Source organism: Hydrogenophaga sp. T66 (assembly GCF_057219855.1).
The window spans coordinates 707,475-727,795 of sequence record NZ_JBXVVX010000001.1 but is presented as its reverse complement, the minus strand read 5'-3'; the positions used below and the strand labels follow the sequence as shown (position 1 = coordinate 727,795).

Here is a 20,321-nt window from a genome sequence, read left to right as displayed (position 1 = left end):
TTCCGCAGCATCGTGCCGCACCAGCCAGCCACCATCCTCACTCGATCGGCGTGAGCTTGGCCACGCTCAAGGCCAGCCACTTGGTGCCGTGGCGGCCGAAGCTCACCTGCGCGCGCGCGTCGTCGCCGGCGCCCTCCACCGCCAGCACCTGCCCCTCGCCAAACTTGTTGTGAAACACCGCCATGCCGGCCTTGATGGGCGTGCCGCGGTCGGGCTCCGGCGCGGGCGCCGATGCGGTCCAACCGGGCGACCACGCCGGCTGCGGGGCCGCCACGCCGAGTGCGCGGTGACCCCCCCAGCCCGCGCTGCCTGCGCCCCCCCAGCCGGAGGGCTGCGGCGGTGAGAGCCATTTCAGGCAGGCCTCGGGCAGCTCATCGAAGAAGCGGCTCTTGAGGTTGTAGCGGGTCTGGCCGTGCAACAAGCGGGTCTGCGCGTGTGTGAGGTACAGGCGGCGCCGCGCGCGCGTGATGGCCACGTACATCAGTCGCCGTTCTTCCTCCAGACCCTCGCGGTCGCTCAGGCTGTTCTCGTGGGGAAACAGGCCTTCCTCCAATCCGGTGATGAACACCGCGTCGAACTCCAGGCCCTTGGCGGCATGCACCGTCATCAGCTGCACCGCGTCCTGACCGGCCTGGGCCTGGTTGTCACCCGATTCCAGCGCTGCGTGAGAGAGGAAGGCCGCCAGCGGGCTGAGGGTCTCGCCGGTGGGTTCGTCACCGGCCAGCGGCTCGTCGAGCACCGGCGCGTCGGGGTCGAGGCCCTGGCTGGCCGGGCTCTGCGTGAGGCCGGCCGCCTCGCGGCCGAAGCCTTCCTGCATGACGAAGCTCTCGGCGGCGTTGACGAGTTCTTCCAGGTTCTCCACCCGCTCCTGGCCTTCGCGCTCCTGGCGGTAGTGCTCGACCAGCCCGCTGTGCTCGAGCACGAGCTGCACGATCTCCTTGAGGTTGCGCCCCACCGCCTGCTCGCGGATCACGTCCAGGCGCGCCACGAATCCCCCAATTGCCGCGCCGGCGCGGCCGGTCACGGCGCTCACCGCGTCGTGCAGCGAGCAACCGGCGGCGCGGGCGGTGTCCTGCAGCTGCTCGATGCTGCGCGCGCCAACGCCGCGCGCGGGGAAATTCACCACGCGCAGGAAGCTGGTGTCGTCGTGGGGGTTCTCGATGAGGCGCAGATAGGCCAGCGCGTGCTTGATTTCGGCGCGTTCAAAGAAACGCAGACCGCCGTACACGCGGTACGGCAGGCCCGCGTTGAACAAAGCGGTCTCCACCACCCGGCTTTGTGCGTTGCTGCGGTAGAGGATGGCGATCTCCGAACGGGGCATCTCGTCGCGCACAAGCGCCTTGATCTCGTCGACGATCCACTGCGCCTCGGCGAAGTCGCTCGGCGCCTCGTACACGCGCACCAGTTCGCCCGCGCCGGCTTCGGTGCGCAGGTTTTTCCCCAGACGCCGCTGGTTGTGGCCGATCAGGTGGTTCGCCGCGTCGAGGATGTTGCTGACACTGCGGTAGTTCTGCTCCAGCTTGATCTGGTGCTTCACCCGGTACTCGCGCACAAAGTCGGCCATGTTGCCCACCCGCGCGCCGCGGAAGGCGTAGATGCTCTGGTCATCGTCACCGACGGCAAACAGCGCGTTGGCGGGCGCTGGCAGACCCTCCACCGGCGGCGGCGCGAACAGCTTGAGCCACGCGTACTGCAGGCGGTTGGTGTCCTGGAACTCATCGATCAGCACGTGGCGGAACCGCCGCTGGTAGTGCGCCCGGATGGCGTCGTTGTCGCGCAGCAGTTCATGGCAGCGCAGCATCAGCTCCCCGAAATCGACCACGCCCTCGCGCTGGCACTGTTCGTCGTACAGCGCGTAGATCTCCACCTTGCGGCGGGTGTCGTCGTCGCGCACCGGCACGTCGCGCGCGCGCAGACCGTCTTCCTTGCAGCCGGCGATGAACCATTGCAACTGCTTGGGCGGAAAGCGCTCGTCGTCCACCTGGTGCTGCTTGCACAGGCGCTTGATCGCCGAGAGCTGGTCCTGCGTGTCGAGGATCTGGAACGTGGCGGGCAGGCCAGCGGCCTGGTGGTGAGCGCGCAGCAGCCGGTTGCACAGGCCGTGGAAGGTGCCGATCCACATCCCGCGCACGTTCACCGGCAGCAGCGCGGACAGCCGCGTGGTCATCTCCCGCGCCGCCTTGTTGGTGAAGGTCACCGCCATCACGCCGCCCGGCCCCACCTGCCCGGTCTGCAGCAGCCAGGCGATGCGGGTGGTGAGCACCCGCGTCTTGCCCGAGCCGGCGCCGGCGAGGATCAGGGCGTGTTCGGCCGGCAGGGTGACGGCGGCGGCCTGCTCGGGGTTGAGGCCCTGCACAAGGGGCGATGGCGAGGCAAAGGGGTCGGAAAACATCGCCGGATTGTAGGAAGCGGGGCGATCTCCGGCCGGGCGCCATACGGTTTCCCGTATGGGCACCATACCCGGGCCGGCAGGCGACGCGCCAGCGCCCGCCGCCTAGAATCGCGCACCGGGCCCAAGTTTCTTGCGCCCGGTTTTTTTTGGCCTGCTCCAGCGCCGATCACCCGGTGGCAGGGCCACCGCGGATCGCCGGTGGGCCCCGCCGCGGATGGCGCCCGGGCCGCACGGGCATGTTTGAAAGCCGTTATGGAAATCTTTGACTACGACAACGTCCTGCTGCTGCCGCGCAAGTGCCGGGTGGAGAGCCGCTCGCAATGCGATGCGGGCGTGGAACTGGGCGGGCGGCGGTTTCGCCTGCCGGTGGTGCCGGCGAACATGAAGACGGTGGTCGACGAAGGCATCTGCACCTGGCTGGCGCAACACGGCTACTTCTACGTGATGCACCGTTTCGATCTGGACAACGTGGCCTTCGTGCGCGACATGCACGCGCGTGGCTGCTTCGCGTCGATCTCGCTGGGCGTGAAGGCCGCCGACCGGGCGACGGTGGACGCCCTGGTGGCCGCGGGCCTGTGCCCGGAGTACATCACCATCGACATCGCGCACGGCCACGCCGACAGCGTGCGCGAGATGATCGGCTACCTCAAGGAACGGCTGCCCGCGGCCTTCGTGATCGCGGGCAACGTGGGCACGCCGGAGGCGGTCATTGACCTGGAGAACTGGGGTGCCGACGCCACCAAGGTCGGCATCGGCCCGGGCAAGGTCTGCATCACACGCCTCAAGACCGGCTTTGGCACCGGCGGCTGGCAGCTCAGCGCGCTCAAGTGGTGCGCGCGCGTGGCCACCAAACCGATCATTGCCGACGGCGGCATCCGCTGCCACGGTGACATCGCCAAGAGCGTGCGCTTTGGCGCGAGCATGGTGATGATCGGCTCGCTGTTTGCCGGCCATGAAGAGTCACCCGGACGCACCGTCGAAGTCGATGGCACGCTCTACAAGGAGTACTACGGCTCAGCGAGCGACTTCAACAAGGGCGAATACAAACACGTCGAAGGCAAGCGCATCCTGGAGCCGGTCAAGGGCAAACTGGCCGACACGCTCACCGAGATGGAGCAGGACGTGCAAAGCTCCATCAGCTACGCCGGCGGCACGCGGCTGCTGGACATCCGCAAGGTGAACTACGTGATCCTGGGCGGCGACAACGCGGGCGAGCACCTGTTGATGTAAGCCGCGGCGCTTTCCGCCGGCGCGTGGCTCACACGCCGAGGAGGCGGCGGGCGATGGTGTGCAGCCGATGCCCGGGCTGCGCCAGCGCATCGACCACGGTGAAGTGGTTCAGCCCCGGCAGTTCCTCGCACACCGGCACCACGTCGCGGCCCCAGGCCTGCTGAATGAGGCGGTTGTGGCGGCGGAACTCGCTGCTCTCCAGCGCCCCGGCCGCGGCCGCCAGCGTGCCGCGGCCTTCGCGCACCGGCGGCGCCGGCAGTCGCGCCGGACTCGCTTGGGCCACATGCGCCGGCGTGATGTTCAGCGATGGCTGCACGAAGGGCGTGCGGCGCACTGGCTCCAGGTCATACAGGCCCGAGATGGACAGGGCGTTGCGGATCAGGTCGGCCGGCAGGTCCGGCGCCACGCGCGGCCACTCGCAGGCCAGCAGCTGCGTGGCCAGATGCCCGCCCGCCGAATGGCCTGCCACCGTGATGCGTGAGGGGTCGCCCCCGTGCGCGCCGATGTGGCGCCAGGTCCAGGCCAGCGCGCGGACGGTCTGCATCACGATCTGCGGAATCGTGACCGCCGGACACAGCGCGTAATTGATCGACACGACGCAGACGCCGCGCGCGGTGAAGGCCGGCGCGATGAAGGCGTGGTCGCTCTTGTCCAGACTGCGCCAGTAGCCGCCGTGGATGAAAAAGAGCACCGGCGCAGGCGCGCCGTGGCGGCCCTGGCGCGCCGGAAAGACATCCAGGGTTTCCAGTTCCCCGTGGCCGTAGCGCACATCGATCAGCGCACCGGGCGCCGCCGCCCTCGCCTGCACCGAAGCCTGGGCCCAGCGCTCGAAGATCGCGCCGTGCTCCGGCACCAGCGCGCGGTTGTTGTACTCGGCGTTGAGCCAGTCATCACTGGCATGGGCGGGCAGGTCAAACAAGGTGGTCATGGGTGGCTTTCAAGGTCCTGGGCATTGTGTCATGGCGCCCCCGGCCGCGCCGTTTCACGCAGGGGACAGCGCAACAGCAAGCCATCAGGTATTCTGTATACAAATCGCACCATGCAGACCGACATCACCCAACTCCCCGCCGCGCCCGACCTCGCCGAACGCGTTTACCGCTCGCTGCTCGACGCGATCAGCGCCGGCACGCTGGCGCCGGGCCAGCGGCTGACGCAGGAAGAGCTGGCCGAGCGGCTGGCGGTGTCCCGTCAGCCGGTGATTCAGGCGCTGAAGTTGCTGCGCAAAGACGGCTTCGTCGAAGAAGCGCCGGCCTGCGGCACCGCCGGCCGCACCCGGGGCCTGCAGGTGGCGCCGCTGGAGCCCACGTTCGTGGCCCACCTGTACGAGGTGCGCGGCGCGCTCGATGCACTGGCCGCCCGGCTGGCCGCCCAGCGCCGCACGGCGCTCGACCCCGCCCTGCTGGAGCGCGGCCGCGCCGCCGCCCGCCGCGGCGACGTGCAGGCGCTGCTCGAGGCCGACCTGGCATTTCACTGCGCCATCTACCGCGCCACCGGCAATCCCCTCATCGAACAAAGCGCCGCGCTGCACTGGGCCCACATCCGCCGCGTGATGGCGGCCGCGCTGCAAAACCGCCCGGCGCACCAGACGGTCTGGGACGAACACGAGGCGATGGCCCGCGCGATCGCACGCGGCGACGCCGACCGCGCAAGCACCCTCATGCTGGAGCACGCCGGCCACGCCAGCCAGCGCCTGGCCGCCGGTCTGGGCAACGCCCAGGTCGCCGCCGGCGGTACCCCCGCACGACTCCGTGGAGCCCGGCCGCTTCGGTAGCCGGGCCACTTGACGCGGGTTCCGGGCCACCCCCGGAACCCGCCGTTTTTTCCAGACTCCTCATAGTGTGCTGTCCTGCTGATACGTGCACCAATAAAACCGATGGATTTCGGGTCAGGGCCAGGCGCAAACCGAAGCGATACCCGCCGGTATCGCGAGGATTTGCAACGCCGCCCTGGCTCGAAAGACGCGGTTTTATGTGCAGGTATCAGCGGGGCAGGACACTAGACAGGCGCTGCCTACAATCCGCGCCGACCTCAGACCCCAGTGCCTCCGGCCCCACTTCCCGCCGCCCCACCGTGAACACCCCCACCGACTCCCCCTCTCCCGTCACCCGCGTTGCCGTGCTGGGCATCGGCATGATGGGCTTCCCCATGGGCCGCCGCCTGTGCGAAGCCGGCTTCGAAGTGCACGCGTGGAACCGCTCACGCGCCAAGGCCGATCGCCTGCAAGCCTGCGGCGCCACGGTGCACGACACACCGGGTGGCGCCGCGAGCGCCGCGCAGGTGGTGGTCACGCTGCTGGAAGATGGCCTGGCGGTGGACGACGTGTTGTTCCGTCAGGGCGCGGCCGAAGCGATGACGCCCGGGACCATCGTGCTTGACATGTCCTCCATCCAGCCCCGTCAGGCGCGAGAACACGCCGCCCGCCTGGGTGAGCGCGGCGTACACCACGTGGATGCGCCGGTCTCCGGTGGCACGCTCGGCGCCGAGCAAGGCACGCTGGCCATCATGGCCGGCGGCAAGCCCGCCGACCTGGAGCGCCTCGCGCCGGTGCTCGCGGTATTCGGCCGCACGACCCACGTCGGCCCGCATGGCACCGGGCAGCTCGCCAAACTCGCCAACCAGATGATCGTCGGCATCACCATCGGCGCGGTCGCCGAGGCGCTGCTGTTGTGCGAGCGCGGGGGGGCTGACATGGCCCGCGTCAAGCAGGCCATCACCGGCGGCTTCGCCGACAGCCGCATCCTGCAGGTGCACGGCCAGCGCATGATCGAGCGCGACTTCGCCAAGCGCGGCGCGATGACTGTGCAGCTCAAGGACATGCGCAACGCGCTGGCCACGGCGCAGGAAGTCGGCTTTGACGCACCGATCACCGCGCTGTTTGAACGTCTGTACGCCGAGGGCGTGGAGCACGGGTTGAACGACCTCGACCACTCGGCCCTGTTTGTCGAGCTCGCCAGCCGCAACGGCATGGCCTGATGCGCTAAAATCTCGGCCACTGTGGGGACGTAGCTCAGCTGGGAGAGCGTCGCGTTCGCAATGCGAAGGTCGGGAGTTCGATCCTCCTCGTCTCCACCACCTCTTCCCTATGTTCTTGATTTCCAAGAACTACTAGGAAAAACAACGGCTTATTGAGGCTCAGTGGTGCACAAAGGTGTTGCACATTGGAGTCTCAATCGATGCAGTTGTTCATGGCTTCCCACCTCACGCAGCGCGCGGGAATCTTCTACTTTCGCGCCCGCATTCCCACCCACCTGATTGCGGCCTACGGTCGCGCGATGGTTTCCATCAGCTTGGGCACCCGCGACCCCAAGGAAGCCAAGGTGCGAGCCCGCAAGCGCCGCGAAGAGCTCGACCGCGCCCTTGAATCCTTGGAACACAGCGGGCCCAAGCCCGATGCAGAGTACCGCGGTACCGTACTGCATCTGAGCGACACCGACATCGACAACATCTGCGAGCGCTACCGCGTCATGCGCCTGGCCAACGATGAGCTTCAGCGCATCCAAGGCATGAGCGTTACATCACACGAGCTCGACATCGACGTGCTGGAAACGGTGCTTCCCGACATGAAGCGGGCCTATGCCAGGGGTGACCTGAGTGAGGTGTACGGCCAGGTTTCGTCCTATCTGAAAGAGCTTGGCCTCAACTTGGCACGCTCAAGCCCTTCCTTCGAACGTTTGGCGCGGCGCTTTCAACAAGCGGACATCGAGGTCTGGGACGCCATCCTGCAGCGACGCGGTGGCGCTACCGTTGCGCTTCCACTGGCCGCTACTGACACATTGACTCTGGATGAGGTGTTCAAGGGATGGAAACGTCAGAACGGCAGCAACCCGAAGACGGTACGGTCGTTCGAACAGGCCTTTGAAGAGTTCAAGAAACACACGCTTGCACCGACCGCCACCATGGTCCGCAAGGCAGACGTAGTGGCCTACCGCAACGCCGTGCTCGACCGGGGCGACACCAGCCCGGCCACGCTCAAGAAACGGTTGGGTTTCCTGCGAGCGGCCTTTCAAACGGCAGTGAACGACGACAAACTGCCCAGCAACCCCTTCGCCGGCGTCAAGGTCGTGGTCAACAAGTTGGCCGGCACCGAAAAGCCACGGCTGCCCTTTTCGATGGACGAGCTCACGAAGATATTCTCGGGTCCGGTGTACCAGGAAGGCTTTAAACCACGGGACAGCTTGGGCAAGGCCTGCTACTGGTTACCACTACTAGGCTTGTACAGCGGCGCACGCTTGGAGGAGATGGGTCAGCTTGAAGTCTCGGATATCGAGTTTCACCCCGAACACGGGCCCTACATCTGCATTCGCCGTGCGGTCGACCGTTCCAAGAGAACGAAGAACCTGAACTCGGTGCGGAACTTCCCGGTTCATCCAAAGCTTGTCGAACTGGGTTTTCTCGACTTCGTCGCCTCGGCAAAAAGGGGGCGCCTCTTCCCTGCCCTACGTGCCGACAAGTACGGAGTCTTGACGACGTCCTTCAGCACGTGGTTTGGTCGCTACCTCGACCGCCTCGACATAAAGGATTCGACAAGGGTGTTTCACTCTTTCCGCCATACGTTCATCGAGCGCGGAAAAGAAAAGAGCACGGTTGTTCCAACAGAGGTCCGGGAAGCCATCGTCGGACACCTGTCCGCCGAAAAAATCGAAAAGGTATACGGTAGCAAGCTATTCCCGCTTGAGCCGCAAGTCGATGCAATGAAGCACATCGACTGGCCAGAGCTTGACCTCACAGCGTTGAAGCAACGAAAGGGAAACGGTGCTTGAAGCACGGCGTCCGGAGCACGCATCTACGATTAAGCGGGCACGTATGGTTCGATGCGTGGCACGAACCCGAACCGCTGTTGCAGTCCGCAGGTTCACTTGATTTGCGCTCAAGAACCTGTTCGAAATGCCGATAGCCCCTCGAGATGGGTACATCCATCCAACATTGAGGACGCAAATGAAAGTAAGCAAGGCAGAGAACGCAGCCGTATCGGCTGCAGAAGAGCTGGCAAAGAAGGCGCAGGCGGAACTCAAGCGCCTCGAGGCAAAAATTCGCAAACTCGAGCGCCGTCTTGAGTCCTCTACGGATGTGTGGCATCAAGCCACCAAGATATTGGTTCCGGCATGGTTCGGTCAGAACTCCGTAGAAAAGGGATTCAAGCTTGGCGAGACCTTCTCGGCTGCTGGGGTCTTGGCCCTTGTTGCCATCGGGAAAACATGTCGAGAAAGCGAAGATTCTTCGAACAGAAGGGAGTGTGAAGTTGGGATGCAGATGAGACTGAGGCCTTCAGGTTTCGACCGAGAAGAAGCACGGGACCTGGCGCAACGTGGCTTCAGTGAGCTGAGGCTGCACAAGCTCATCAGGCCGCACAAGAGAACGAGGAACCTCGCGCAAGAGATTGAGGTCATGAGCAAGCCCCAGCTTGAATACTTCGTGTTAAGTGCAAAGGGGCAGAAGTGGTTCGACCTCATCGAACGCTCGGCCGGATGTGCCGATATGGACAAGTAGCCAAGGGCGAAAGCTCGCAACTGCGAAGAGCGAGCAAGTGCCGCTGAAGTCCTTTCTGACTATAGGAGCCCGGCATACCACCCGGGCACTCTTTCTCAGGCTCAATCAGCCAGCGCCTTCAAAAGCGCGTCTCGTCCGTCCTGATAGAACTCGATATCGAGCTTGGTAGCCATCTCGTCTGAGAGGTCGAACAACTGGCGCCGGCAAGACACCGGGAGCAACAAGGCCTTGGCACCCTTCTCGACTGCAATTTCGGCCAACGTCACTGCGTTGTGAACCGGTTCGATGGTGCCGCCGAGCGTCACCTCTCCGACCACCACCAAGCCACCGCGTACTGACTTCTTCAGCAGCGCGCTGGACAACGCGATGAGCGCCCCGACGCCGGTCTTGGCACCGGCCTTGGCGGCGTCGAAGCCGCGAAGCTGCACCGAGAACTCATGGGACCGCGGGTCCCGGTCTCCGACCAACTGCTGAGCACGGGCATAAAGGTTCTGCTCCGCACAGCGGATGGACTCCTTGAAGGCGGCCGGCACCGGGTTGTTTAGCACCCGCACGCCGCTTCCAGGCCCCTCGTTTATCTCGAGCCTGAAGAGGCCCGGGTGCTCCTCGTCACCACCGGGGCTCAGCACCCAGACCTGGCCGCACTCCAGCGGCTCGTCGCCGATGCCACCCTGGCTCTGCAGCTCAGGCGTGCTGACGAACTTTTCGACGCCCTCGGCGCCCAGGGTGTAGCTGAAGTGGGTGTTGCGGAACTCGGCCGCGCCGATGCGCTTCTGCTGCTCCTTGACCCGACGGCGCACTTCGAGCGCCAGGCGCACGGCCCACTCGAGGTCTTCCTCGCTGACCGCCATATCCGAGCCGGGGTACATCAGCTTCAGTAGTCCGCTCACGGTCTTGTTGATGCCGTTGAGGTCTCGGCCCGACAGCGCACCGCCCCAGCGCACACGCCCTTGCAACGTCGAGACCCGGCTCTGGTTGCGCAGTTGGGTGAAGCACTCCGACAGGAAGTCGCTCACCAAGCCGAAGTGGGTGGTGAACAGCGTGGGGTTCAGCTTCGGCACATCCCAGCCAGGAAGGAAGCAGTGGATGCGGTCCATGAACGCCGTGTCATCCCGCATCTCGGGCGGCAGCGGCCCGAAGAGATGACCGATACGCTGCTGGTGCTCCACGTCGACGTCAAAGTTACCCACCAGCACGATGGAGCCGTCCGCCCGGATGCTTTCCTTGCCCCGGGAGAACTCGCCGCTCTCCATGTAGCCCTTCATGATGTTGACGCCATCCTTCTGGTCGAAGGACACGCCAGACACCTCGTCGAAGCACACCACGTCGTACTGGCACACCAAACCGCGTTGGCCGCTGGCGTTGTTAACGAACATGCGGGCTACGGTCGCCTTGCCACCGGAGATGAGGTGGGCGTAGGGTGAAACCTGCTGGAACAGGTGCGACTTGCCTGTTCCCCGGGGGCCGAGCTCAACCAGGTTGTAGTTGCGCTCGACGAAAGGCACCATGCGCAGCAGCAGCGCGTCCTTGGCTCGTTCCGACAGGGTCTCGGGTTCGAAGCCGACGCTGCGCAGCAGCAGGTCGCGCCACTCAGCAGTGGAGAACTGCTCCCGCCCCTTGGCCAGAACGTCCAGCGTCTCGCGCTTTGAGAGCTGGATGGCCCTCAGCGCTTCGACACCGAAGGGCCGCCCGCCCTTCTCTTGTGCGATGGATGCGTCGTAGCCCAGGGTCACCTCGGCGTAGAAGCCGCCGGTGAGCATGCGCTCGTTCTCCTTGACCATCTCGGGCGTGAGCCGCACGTCCGTGAGGCGCAGGCTGGGCAAAGTGGCGATGTATGAATCGGTCTTGGAGTCCAGACGCGCCGTGACGATATCGATAATCTTCACGGAGCCGGCCTCGCGTGCGCGGGCCTTGAAGAGCTCCTCTTCCCCGGCTTTCACCGTCCGCGACACCAGCTGCCGCTGGACGATATCCAGGCCCTCCTGGATTTCTGCCTCGTCGGTGGTGGCGCAGTAGCGGCCCAGCAGGAACTCGACCACATATGTTGGCACGGGGAACTGGCGGCTGAACGTCCGCACCAAGTCCTTGCGTACCACGTAGCCTTCGAAGGCAGCGGTCGCCTTCCTGTCCAAATCGTCGAGTTGCATCATCAATCACCCATCTGCGACCTGTCTGGAGCCGGTCGCCCGCCTTGCTTTTCTCTATCTCTGTGCCAGGTAACGAAGTAACAGCCCCGTCCCTGGCTTGGCTTCATTCAGCCACCCACTGTCGTCGCCTGCTTCTGCAGCACCTGGCCATCAGCTCCCAGGATAACGACCACGGCCGCTGCACCCAGGTTGTCGTCGTCGGCCACCGCCACGCTGGCCTTGTCGACCTCCAGGGGCTTCACGCTGGCCACCAGGCTCGACGTTGCCAGCGCGGGCTTCGTCCGCACGTCCACCTTCAGACCGGCCGATGTGCCGTCCACCTCGACCACGCAGCGCAGGCCCTTCCAGGTCACCGACTTGATGGTGACCTGTGCGGCTGCCGCAGGCGCAGCGAGCACCAGGTCCAGCACCGGCACCAGGCACTCTTGCAGGCTCAGGCCACCGTGCGCGTAGTCGGCTCCAGCGATGAAGGACGACACGCCTGGCGCATACGCCACCTGGACATCTCTACACCAATCCCAGCCGAAGGTGAGCGGTGTGCCGTGCGCTGTGTCCTTGAGGACAGCGCAGCGTCCCCAGCGGGTCTCAGCCTGGTGTTTGGGCAGCTCCGTCTTCGGCAAGCCCCCTGGTACCAGCAGCCAGCCGTGGTCGGTGACGATGCGAACCCGGCGCCACCCCGCATCGCGCAGTTCCTGAACCCGCTCAACCACCGCTGCCAGCTGGGCATCGACGTCACGCGCGAGACGAACGCCGTGTTCGTGGCCGTAGTGGTCCAGGTCACCCGACTCCGTCCAAGCGCGTCCGCTCGGGTCACCTGTCTCATGCTTATCTAGTGGCTGCACGCCGTTGTCGGACAGCAGCTTCCTGAAGTTGTGGCCAGAGAGCGGTTTGCCGTCTGCAGCTACGCGGGGCTCGAACTCCACGTCTTCTGCCGTGCCGGACACCAGCCCCGCTACTGGCGAGCACCAGGCCTTGCCGGATGCCGTGACCGACGGCATGCTGGTCCAACGGGCTGCCAACGTCGTGGTGCCCAGCCCATCCAGCTTGGCACGCAACCGCTGGGCGACGTCGTATCGCAGGCCGTCCACGAACACCGTGCAGGTTTCCGAATCACCTGCTGCGTCCGATGCCGCCTGCAGCGCTGGCATGCCTCCCACCTTCTTCACGGCGTCCTGCAGTCGCTTGGCTGCTTCTTCCAGCCAGGGCAGGTAGATTGCGCGCACAGCGGCGCCCACGGCGTCGGTGTCTGCCTTGGTTTGCACGGCGCCCATGGCCTGCGTGGCCGCCTCGTCCACACGCCACCCGGACTGCTGGTAGCTCGCAGCCAGCTCCGAAGGCGTAGCCCCGATGGGCGCCGCTGCGCTGAGCTCAGCCAAGCGGGCCAGGTGCTCCAGCGCTTGAGCCAAGGGCGACTGCCCCATGCGGGACCACAACCACCCCCGGCGCGCGCCGTGCACCTTCTCAGCGGTGGCAATCGCGATGCGCGCCTGGGCAGCATCCATGGCTGCACAGTCAGACAGCGCGTTGCGCAGACTGGCCTCGCCTTGCTCATTGGCCTGCGGGTAGCCGGCCAAAGGTCCGTGGGGGTTCATGTCCGGGAATAGCCCCAACTGCGGTGGCTGCACGGTGCGGAGCAGCGTTAGCACCTCTGGAAAGCTCGTGTACGAGTCCCCATAGAGTTCAGCCACGGCCGCCCACTTACCCTCGCGCCGAGCCAGCTTCTCAGCAGCCACCAGTGGTCCATCGCTGACTGGGTCGAAGCCAAAGTCAGACTTGGCCCGCTTGCAAAAGACATTCCACCGCACGTCGGCCAACTCCTCCTGCGCACTTTGGGGGGCATTCATCCACACGAGCAGGTCTCGAGTGGGGTTAGGTGCTAACAGGCTGAGTAACCATTCGGCGTTGATTTGGCGATTCGTCAGTTCGTCCAACGGCCGCTCGAGCAACACACCGGAAGACACCACCTGGGCCAGCGCCTCTTGCGTTGCCTTGTCCTGAGAAACATTTAGCCCAAGGCCGCCGTTCTTCGAGGACAGGAAAGCGCTCACGGTCCAGTCCTTGGCGTTGGCCTGACTCCAAAAACTTCCTCGATATTGCAGCTCCGCCAATGGCTGCAGGTCTCTGGGACAAGACTCAATCGCTCTTAGGTCTGCCTTGCTGACCCCTGGCAAGTACACAACGGGTACTACGCCAGGTTTCAACAGCTGAATGCCGCTTCCAATCACGGTCTTCAGCCATATGCTCGGACCTTGACGCAACTCTGGCTGGTATTGCCCTAGCGTCAGGAGACCTGGCAAAACATCGGAAAGAGACGGGACCACATGCTGCCACTGACGCTCCGGGTCCGGCCAGAGCACCGCCGCGGGAGCGGTCATCAGTGAGCGGTTGACCTTCGCAGCAGATAGGAGCGCTTCCGCAAGCTTCGACTTGATGTTCATGATGTCGCTGTCATACGGGGGGCCGCGGCTGGATATCTGAGTACGCGAGGAAGGAGCACGCCTCGAAAAGCGACTGCGGCCGACTCGGTCCCGCCTCCTTGTTGGGTGACCACCGACCACAGTAACGGCTGCCATTGGCTGAGTCCAACATCAACTGGTGGGCCAATCGCAAGTGCTTGGGCTGCGTAGAGACAAACCCAAACGGGATTCGTGCTCCTGGCACAGCTGGCAATGGAGCATGAAACAGAACGGCCGCAAATCGCCCTGGGTAGAGCAGAATCTCCAGAGAGGAGTGCCAGCGAGTGTTCGCCAACTCGGAAGGCCTGAACAAATGCAGTTCAACCAAACCGGTATTCGAATACTTGCCCCTCACAGACGGCTCTTGACGCTCTTCGGCCCTATCAAGCACGTACAAATCGTCTCCCTTGCTCGTGGTCCTTAGCGCCTTCCGGAACGCTTCCACAGCCTGCCTGAAATCCTCTCCTCGTCCCCAGAAAGCGTAGTCGGGCGCGAGCCAGCCCAAGGAACCTTGATGCAACGGCTGCCCCTTGTAACCGGAACGGGCTTCATGAATGAGAGCCAGCAGGCTGTCACGATTACTCTTGAGGTATGTGGAACCAAACAAAGGCAGAACACCTTTGGGACCTTCCAAGCCGTGTTCGACATCCAAGGCTAACTTGTGAGCGTTGAAGTCAGGCCCAACAACGTACGGCCTGAGAAAGTCCAGTTCAAAGAACTCTATGAACTCGTCCGAGTGATTGCCCTCGACCTGCGCATTCGCCTCCAACGAAGCGGCAACACGCTCGCGAAATTCGGTCAACAACTGCATACTGGCACCAGCTTCAAACTCGTTGGGGAGCTTGGCACTGACGACGTTCTTTGCATCAATCTCCAAGCTGACCGTCAACGGAACAAAGCCCGGCTTGCGAGCCTCCACACTTTCAATCGAATGAACGCCGTAGGACCTTTCGCGCTCCTCGCCGCGCGAACGCGCCGTCTCTCGTTCGATGCGGGCGAAGCTCTCTCTGTAAGCACGACGCGCCATCTCCAAGCTGTTTCCCACAAGTTCCGTCGGCGGATTCAGCTTCACCCAATTCGCAGTGGCGAACGCAAATTCGGCCCGCCCCAGCATTGAGAAAGTCAACAAGTCAAACGGCACGACATCTGTGCGTCGCTTGAGCTTTGTCACCCAAGGGTAGTCGTCCGGGGATGACTCGAAACGTTGACGCATCTCTTCGCTGAGGGTCAGCTCGTCCTCCGACAAGCTGACGTAGCCCTGGCGATTCAACGACTCTATAACAGATAGAGCTTCAGCCTCGGAGAATCCGAAGTAATCCCTGAAGCCTCCCAGCGACACACGTCCACAGGTGTGAAGAAGTCGAAGCACGAACTCTGTCACCGCAGGCAATCTCTCCTGGGTTGAAATAAAGGCGGTCACCTTGAAAGGCTGAACCGGCAAAGCAAAGGTGATTCGGTTGAACGGTGCGTGGTCGACACTCATGAACGGAACTCCTGTGCCTTCACAATGGTGGCTCGGTTTGCCTCGCTCAACGACTCGATTTTCTTGAGAACCTGCCCCAGTGGTAAACCGGCGTTCTTGCCGCGCCACATAGGTGCAGCCCCCACCACCACCAAACGTTCCATAGCACGCGACATCGCCACGTTGATACGATTTGGAAGTCTCAGGAACCCTGGATTTTGTTGTGGGTTGTTGCGAACCGTTGACAGAATGACGATGCGGTTTTCCTTGCCCTGATAGCTGTCGACAGTGTCAATTTTGACTAACCGTCGAAGGTCCGAAGGAATCCATCGAGCCTCGCTTTTCAAGCGATTCAGCACTTCGCGTTGTTTGGAGTACATGCAGATGATGCCAATGAGGGGCTCACCATGCTGCAAGCCTTCCTTCAGTGCCCGGACCAAGCCAGGACTCAGAATCAATGACTTGAGAACATTCATCACCACACCGGCTTCTGTGTCGTTCCAGCAGTCGATTCGGTCAGGCGAGTTACTCTCCATTGCGCTCCTGCCGAGACTCGACGTGTCAACCCAACACACTTCATGACGAAGCTGCACAGGTAGCAGGCTAGTGTCCAACCAGGATGGGGCCCTACCCGTCGCAAGATTGCTCCCGTAAAAGACCTCAGACACCAACTCACCAATGGCCGGAGCCATTCGGTACTGCTCTTTGAAGGAAGCCCCGACTGTTCGCCCATAGGGAGAGTCGAAAACCCGCTCAAAGTCGCTGGAAAAGGCCAACGAGTCAACGGCGTAGCCGAGCTTCTTGGAAACGGCATGTCGCACTTCTTGGTCGAAGGTAGGGGGCAGTTGCTTGTGGTCCCCAACCAGTAAAACGCGACGGCCCGTCTGCATTGCAACGGCTAGCTCGCTGGGTGCTGCACGCCCCGCCTCGTCAATGACCACCCAGTCGTACATGTTCTGGATGACGCCAGCTGCTCGTCGACCAATGCCCACCAAAGTCCCAGCGACCACTGTTCGCGACTTGGCCAGGAATTCGACGAAGTTTGCGGCAGGCTCGCCCAGCGTCTTCAGCCAGTCATCAGACATCTTCAGCAGCCGGCGAAGGCGCTCAACAGCCTGTGGCGACTGAACTTCATATTGGGTTACCAGTTGCTCAAAAAGGTCGTCCATCACCTCCCCGAGCTGAACCTCTCCCACGCTGTACTGGTAGTCCCGCTTGCAAACCTCCTCAAGCGCATCCGATAGCTGACGACCTCGTTGGAGGCTCACGTCCTCATCCGGTGACTCCTGCGTATTTGCCCTCTTTCGACCAGAAGACGGTTCTGGCACATCCATAGCCAAAGCCGAAATCTGCTCGACCAAGCGGCCAACATTGACGTGAAGCCTCACCGCCGCCGCAGCAAAGTCCGAAGGGAGCCCCATCTCGGTAGCGAGGCGGACGACACGTTCCTTGTACTCGGCTTTGAATCGCTCCCTGTACGACTGCTCAATCGACGACGAATGCAAGTGCCGAATCGTCTCGGAAACCACCGACTCGTGACCCAGTCGAACCGCATCAAAAGCGATGCCTTTCGAATCAAACAACTCCAGCGCCTTCTCCAAGGCGTTATTGACCGCTTCATGTGCCTGACTGACCACTAGCACCCGACGTGCCCCCTCCTTCGTCACCAGGTAGTGCAGCAGCGCAGCAATGAACCAAGTCTTTCCGGTACCGGGCGGCCCTTGCAGAAGACTCAAGGGCCCAAACTGCAATGCCTTCCGAAATGCCTCTCTTTGACTCTCGTTAAGGCTTTTGTTACCTTGACTGTAGGCGTTGAGCGCCTCCTCGGAGGGACACTGGAACTGCATGGGCGCTGGCTGCGTACCAGCGGACTGGAAGTACCCCATTAAGTCTGGCACCACTGAGCGACCCTGAAGAATGCGCTCCACGGCCGCTGCGCGACGCGTCAACGAGGCGCTCTCCATGTTGCTGCGCAATCTCAGCTTGTCGCCTGGCTTCGGCGGCTTCCCACTCCAGCGCTCAATGGCAAGCTCGGCATTGGTACCCAAAAAGGTGTCCCGAAGCTCCAGGTCGCCACACCGTCGCCATTGCCCTTCTGCGTTTGACTTCTCAACCCAGGTCAAGTCATCAATGTCGGGGTCGAAGCCAGCACCATCGAGTGAACATGGAACCAACATCTGATGCTCACGCTGCGGATTGCGTCGAGGCTCCCCTACCACCGTGGCAATGGGCAAGGAGTCTTCCTCGGCTGCGAGCAGCGCCTGCCAAAGCTCCTCAACATCAATTTCGGGCTGCTGCTCAGCAGCTGACCCTGAACGGTCGGTATCAACCTCCGGGTCCAAGACTGGCAAGGCCGGGGAGGGAACGCCTCCCTCTTGCAGACTATCCTCCGCAGCCTGAGCAGACTGGTCCCCGAACTTTTCGCACCACTCCTCCAACGAAGGCTCCAGGTCAGACACCTCGTGCCTGGAACCATCGGCCAGCGAAAGTCGCGCGCGAAAGCGCCCGAGACACTTGTCCTGCGTCCAAATGAACTGCGTTAGGTCAATCGGGCGAACTATCACCCGCGAAGCTCGCCGCTCCGTCGGGTTCCATTCCACCGTAAGTCTTGCGCCAGCCCCCGTCAATTGGACAATTTTTGAGCCAGGGTTCTTTCGTGAGTCTTCCATCGTGAGATAGAAGTACCCGTTGTCCCCCTGCATTTCACCCGCGGGCACACCCGTTGCTGAAAGGCCGCGAATCGTCACGGAATACGGGACCACATCGGGAAGGTCAGTGGACTGCCCCTTACCGTCTAGCGCACCTTGAAGCGGCTCCAGCGCGGAAACCTGACGCTCAGTGAGCAATCGCTGAACCTCTTCACGCACCTGCTCCAAACCAAACAGGTTGTCTGCTGGCTGCCCCTTGAACAACAGTTCGTCGAGCACAACGGCCAAGGCATAACGGTCCCTGGCCAGCGGCGACAACGTTTTGTAGTCAGGCGGAAGGTAGGCGGTGGAATACACATCGCTGGACGACCGACGGAAATCCAACATGTCAACCAACACGGGACTACCTTCGCCGTTGATGACGATGTTGTCAGGCTTGATGTCGCCATGCGGCCACTCAAAGGCATGCATCTGCGCCACAGTGGCTGTCAGCCTCCGAGCGACGCCCAGTCTGGCCTCACGCGGCTGTGGCTGCTCCATCCACTGCTCCAGCGTTTCGCCTTCCACCCATCGCTGGACAACCAACAAACTGCGCCGGCTCAGGCCGCTGTCAAGCACTGTAGCCACACCCGGCAATGCCGCTGCCCGGAGGTTTCGCGCCCGTTCAAGAAATGAGAGAAGGCGAATGGCTTGGTCGGGTCGCTTCAGGTCTGGCTCTACCCCGTGCCACTCCTTGACCAGAACCGCTTGACCCTCAAAGGTGCTTCGAAACGCCAAGAGGTCGTCGTCATCGGTCAGGGGCTCCCCTTCCTCGGGGTAGTCGCGTACACGGCTCTTTGCACGGTGAACGTCGAACGCGGCAAGGTCGATGACCTGCTCATTCTCATTCTTGGACGCCTCATTCAAGGCCTCCAGCATGTCGCGGGCCGTTTCGTATCGAACCTTGGGCTCTGCGCTCAGCGCCTTGCGGATGACAACATCAAAAGCGCCGCCGTAGGCGTCCGATGCTCTCGGCTCCCATACGAAGTGCCCCCCCACGCGTGGCGGTCGTTCTCCGTGCAGCATCAGGTGCACCAACACACCAAGCATGTACACGTCGCGACGGAACGGGGTAGCGCCTTCTGTCGGTCCTGAGTCCTCAGGCAAGTTGGAACGCTCCACCTGGACGCGCTCACGAAAGGTCCCGATGGTCGCCATAGTGGGGTAATACGCTGCGGGGAAGCCCGACAGAACCACCTTGGCTGGACGCTCAACCCACAGGCAATGCGCCCCAACATCTCGGTGCGCAACGTTGAGGTCGTGCAAGTCTGCGAATCGCTGCAGCATTGCCTTCACCAGCACCACACGCTCAGCGGGTGTCAGCTTTGCAAGCCCAGAATTGACAAACTCGCTCAGACGAGTGACTTTGGGAGAAAGCGCGTAGAGCTCAGCGAAGTCGCGCGTGACGTCAGCCTCGGACATCCGAGCAATGGGTCGCAGAAGGCTGCGCGCAAGCTCCTCGTTTCGTGGCTCAACGTACTCATATACGCGTTGTTCTCGAAGACCAATGAAGCCGCGCTCCCCCTCTCCAATGAGGTCGCTTCCCAGTGCACCAAAATCCCACTGCCGGAGCAACGCAAGCTTGTCTGGGTCTTGCTTCTCCTTGGCGCGAAACTCCGCGTAGAGCTTCTTCGGATGCTCCCACAACGGCTGAGCCTCTGGCCGATACCCATGAATGTTAAAGCCCGCCGGGCGTCCCCTCTGCCCTTCAAAAAAGAGGTCATAAACGTTCAGGAAACCTAGCGGATTCATTCGACTTGGACGACTGACGAACGCCCTGTACTTTGACTCCTCCGTCCACTCCAGTAGTTCGCTCAAAAAGAGTACGGAGTCAGCTTCTCCGGGGTCCGCAGATAGGTCAATCTCCCGGATGCTTCCGGTCAGCACGACAAATGAAAGAACCCATGGGCGCTTAGCTGCGCCCACCCGCGTCTCAAGCGTCGTGCCAAGCCTCTTTGCTTTCAAATTGACCAACGGCACCGGCGACCGCCCACGCGGCTGACCGTCGACATACCAGTTACCTCCCCGGGCGATGAGCTTTTCACCTCTCCAGTTCTTCAACTCAATAACGACGATATGGGTGTGTGTGACCAACACCAGGTCGAAGTCGTCGTCGCCAGCACCAGGGCCTCCGCGCGGGAGCTTGAACGATGCGTATCCACGCCATCCTTTGGTGAACGCAGCCGCGTCGAACGCCTTTTGTATCTGCTGATGTGCGTCGATTTCCGAAGCCGGTACTCCAGCCTTCTCAATGAGTCGAACTTCCATGTACTCCCTACCCCCATTTCACTGCTATTGAATCTTCAGACCTTGAGTCTCCACTGCTTGCTCAAGACATCAATCGAGTCGTTCTTCTGAGACTGAACATCAGCAGATGTCCAGGTCGACTTCTGCAACAGGCGTCCTGCGTAGCTGTCAGCGCAGCCAACTGTCTTTTTCATGGAAAGCCTTCGTCGATTC

Annotated in this window: 11 protein-coding genes and 1 tRNA gene; 6 read left to right on the top strand and 6 right to left on the bottom strand. The window is 62.7% G+C overall.

Annotation, left to right across the window (positions count from 1 at the left end):
- Window positions 1-37: 37 nt before the first annotated feature.
- On the bottom strand, window positions 38-2,392 hold the full coding sequence (locus AC2D80_RS03400; RefSeq protein ID WP_484631568.1) for a UvrD-helicase domain-containing protein: 2,355 nt from the start codon (window positions 2,390-2,392) through the stop codon (window positions 38-40).
- A gap of 252 nt (window positions 2,393-2,644) precedes the next feature.
- Here AC2D80_RS03400 and AC2D80_RS03395 point away from each other — a divergent pair, with 252 nt between their 5' ends.
- The gene (locus AC2D80_RS03395; protein WP_484631567.1) at window positions 2,645-3,622 is read left to right on the top strand and encodes a GMP reductase; all 978 of its coding nucleotides are present in this window, start codon (window positions 2,645-2,647) and stop codon (window positions 3,620-3,622) included.
- 28 nt (window positions 3,623-3,650) lie between these two features.
- Here AC2D80_RS03395 and AC2D80_RS03390 read toward each other — a convergent pair whose 3' ends face one another.
- Window positions 3,651-4,550 (bottom strand): alpha/beta hydrolase, encoded by a 900-nt coding sequence (locus AC2D80_RS03390; protein WP_484631566.1) that lies wholly within the window; start codon window positions 4,548-4,550, stop codon window positions 3,651-3,653.
- A gap of 111 nt (window positions 4,551-4,661) precedes the next feature.
- Between AC2D80_RS03390 and AC2D80_RS03385 the strand changes: the two genes are divergently transcribed.
- The 5 genes from AC2D80_RS03385 to AC2D80_RS03365 all read left to right on the top strand — a co-directional run bounded on the left by AC2D80_RS03385 (window position 4,662) and on the right by AC2D80_RS03365 (window position 9,109).
- On the top strand, window positions 4,662-5,393 hold the full coding sequence (locus tag AC2D80_RS03385) for a GntR family transcriptional regulator (protein WP_484631565.1): 732 nt from the start codon (window positions 4,662-4,664) through the stop codon (window positions 5,391-5,393).
- Window positions 5,394-5,692: 299 nt separating this feature from the next.
- Window positions 5,693-6,595, top strand: coding sequence for an NAD(P)-dependent oxidoreductase (locus AC2D80_RS03380; RefSeq protein ID WP_484631564.1), 903 nt, complete (start codon window positions 5,693-5,695; stop codon window positions 6,593-6,595).
- 23 nt (window positions 6,596-6,618) lie between these two features.
- Window positions 6,619-6,694 (top strand) — tRNA-Ala (locus tag AC2D80_RS03375).
- A gap of 113 nt (window positions 6,695-6,807) precedes the next feature.
- A complete protein-coding gene (locus AC2D80_RS03370) occupies window positions 6,808-8,382 on the top strand; it encodes a DUF6538 domain-containing protein (RefSeq protein ID WP_484631563.1) in 1,575 nt (524 codons plus the stop codon).
- A gap of 175 nt (window positions 8,383-8,557) precedes the next feature.
- Window positions 8,558-9,109 (top strand): hypothetical protein, encoded by a 552-nt coding sequence (locus AC2D80_RS03365; protein ID WP_484631562.1) that lies wholly within the window; start codon window positions 8,558-8,560, stop codon window positions 9,107-9,109.
- Window positions 9,110-9,210: 101 nt separating this feature from the next.
- On the opposite strand, the gene brxL is transcribed toward AC2D80_RS03365, so the two are convergent.
- From brxL to AC2D80_RS03345, 4 genes are all read right to left on the bottom strand, one after another.
- Window positions 9,211-11,256: a protease Lon-related BREX system protein BrxL gene (gene brxL, locus AC2D80_RS03360; RefSeq protein WP_484631561.1), complete on the bottom strand. Its 2,046-nt coding sequence runs from the start codon at window positions 11,254-11,256 to the stop codon at window positions 9,211-9,213.
- 107 nt (window positions 11,257-11,363) lie between these two features.
- The gene (gene pglZ, locus AC2D80_RS03355; protein ID WP_484631560.1) at window positions 11,364-13,694 is read right to left on the bottom strand and encodes a BREX-1 system phosphatase PglZ type B; all 2,331 of its coding nucleotides are present in this window, start codon (window positions 13,692-13,694) and stop codon (window positions 11,364-11,366) included.
- A 10-nt stretch (window positions 13,695-13,704) separates the two neighbouring features.
- A complete protein-coding gene (locus AC2D80_RS03350) occupies window positions 13,705-15,195 on the bottom strand; it encodes a hypothetical protein (protein WP_484631559.1) in 1,491 nt (496 codons plus the stop codon).
- Window positions 15,192-20,129, bottom strand: coding sequence for an AAA domain-containing protein (locus tag AC2D80_RS03345; protein WP_484631558.1), 4,938 nt, complete (start codon window positions 20,127-20,129; stop codon window positions 15,192-15,194). Before AC2D80_RS03345 ends, AC2D80_RS03350 begins: the two co-directional genes overlap by 4 nt.
- Window positions 20,130-20,321 lie beyond the last annotated feature (192 nt).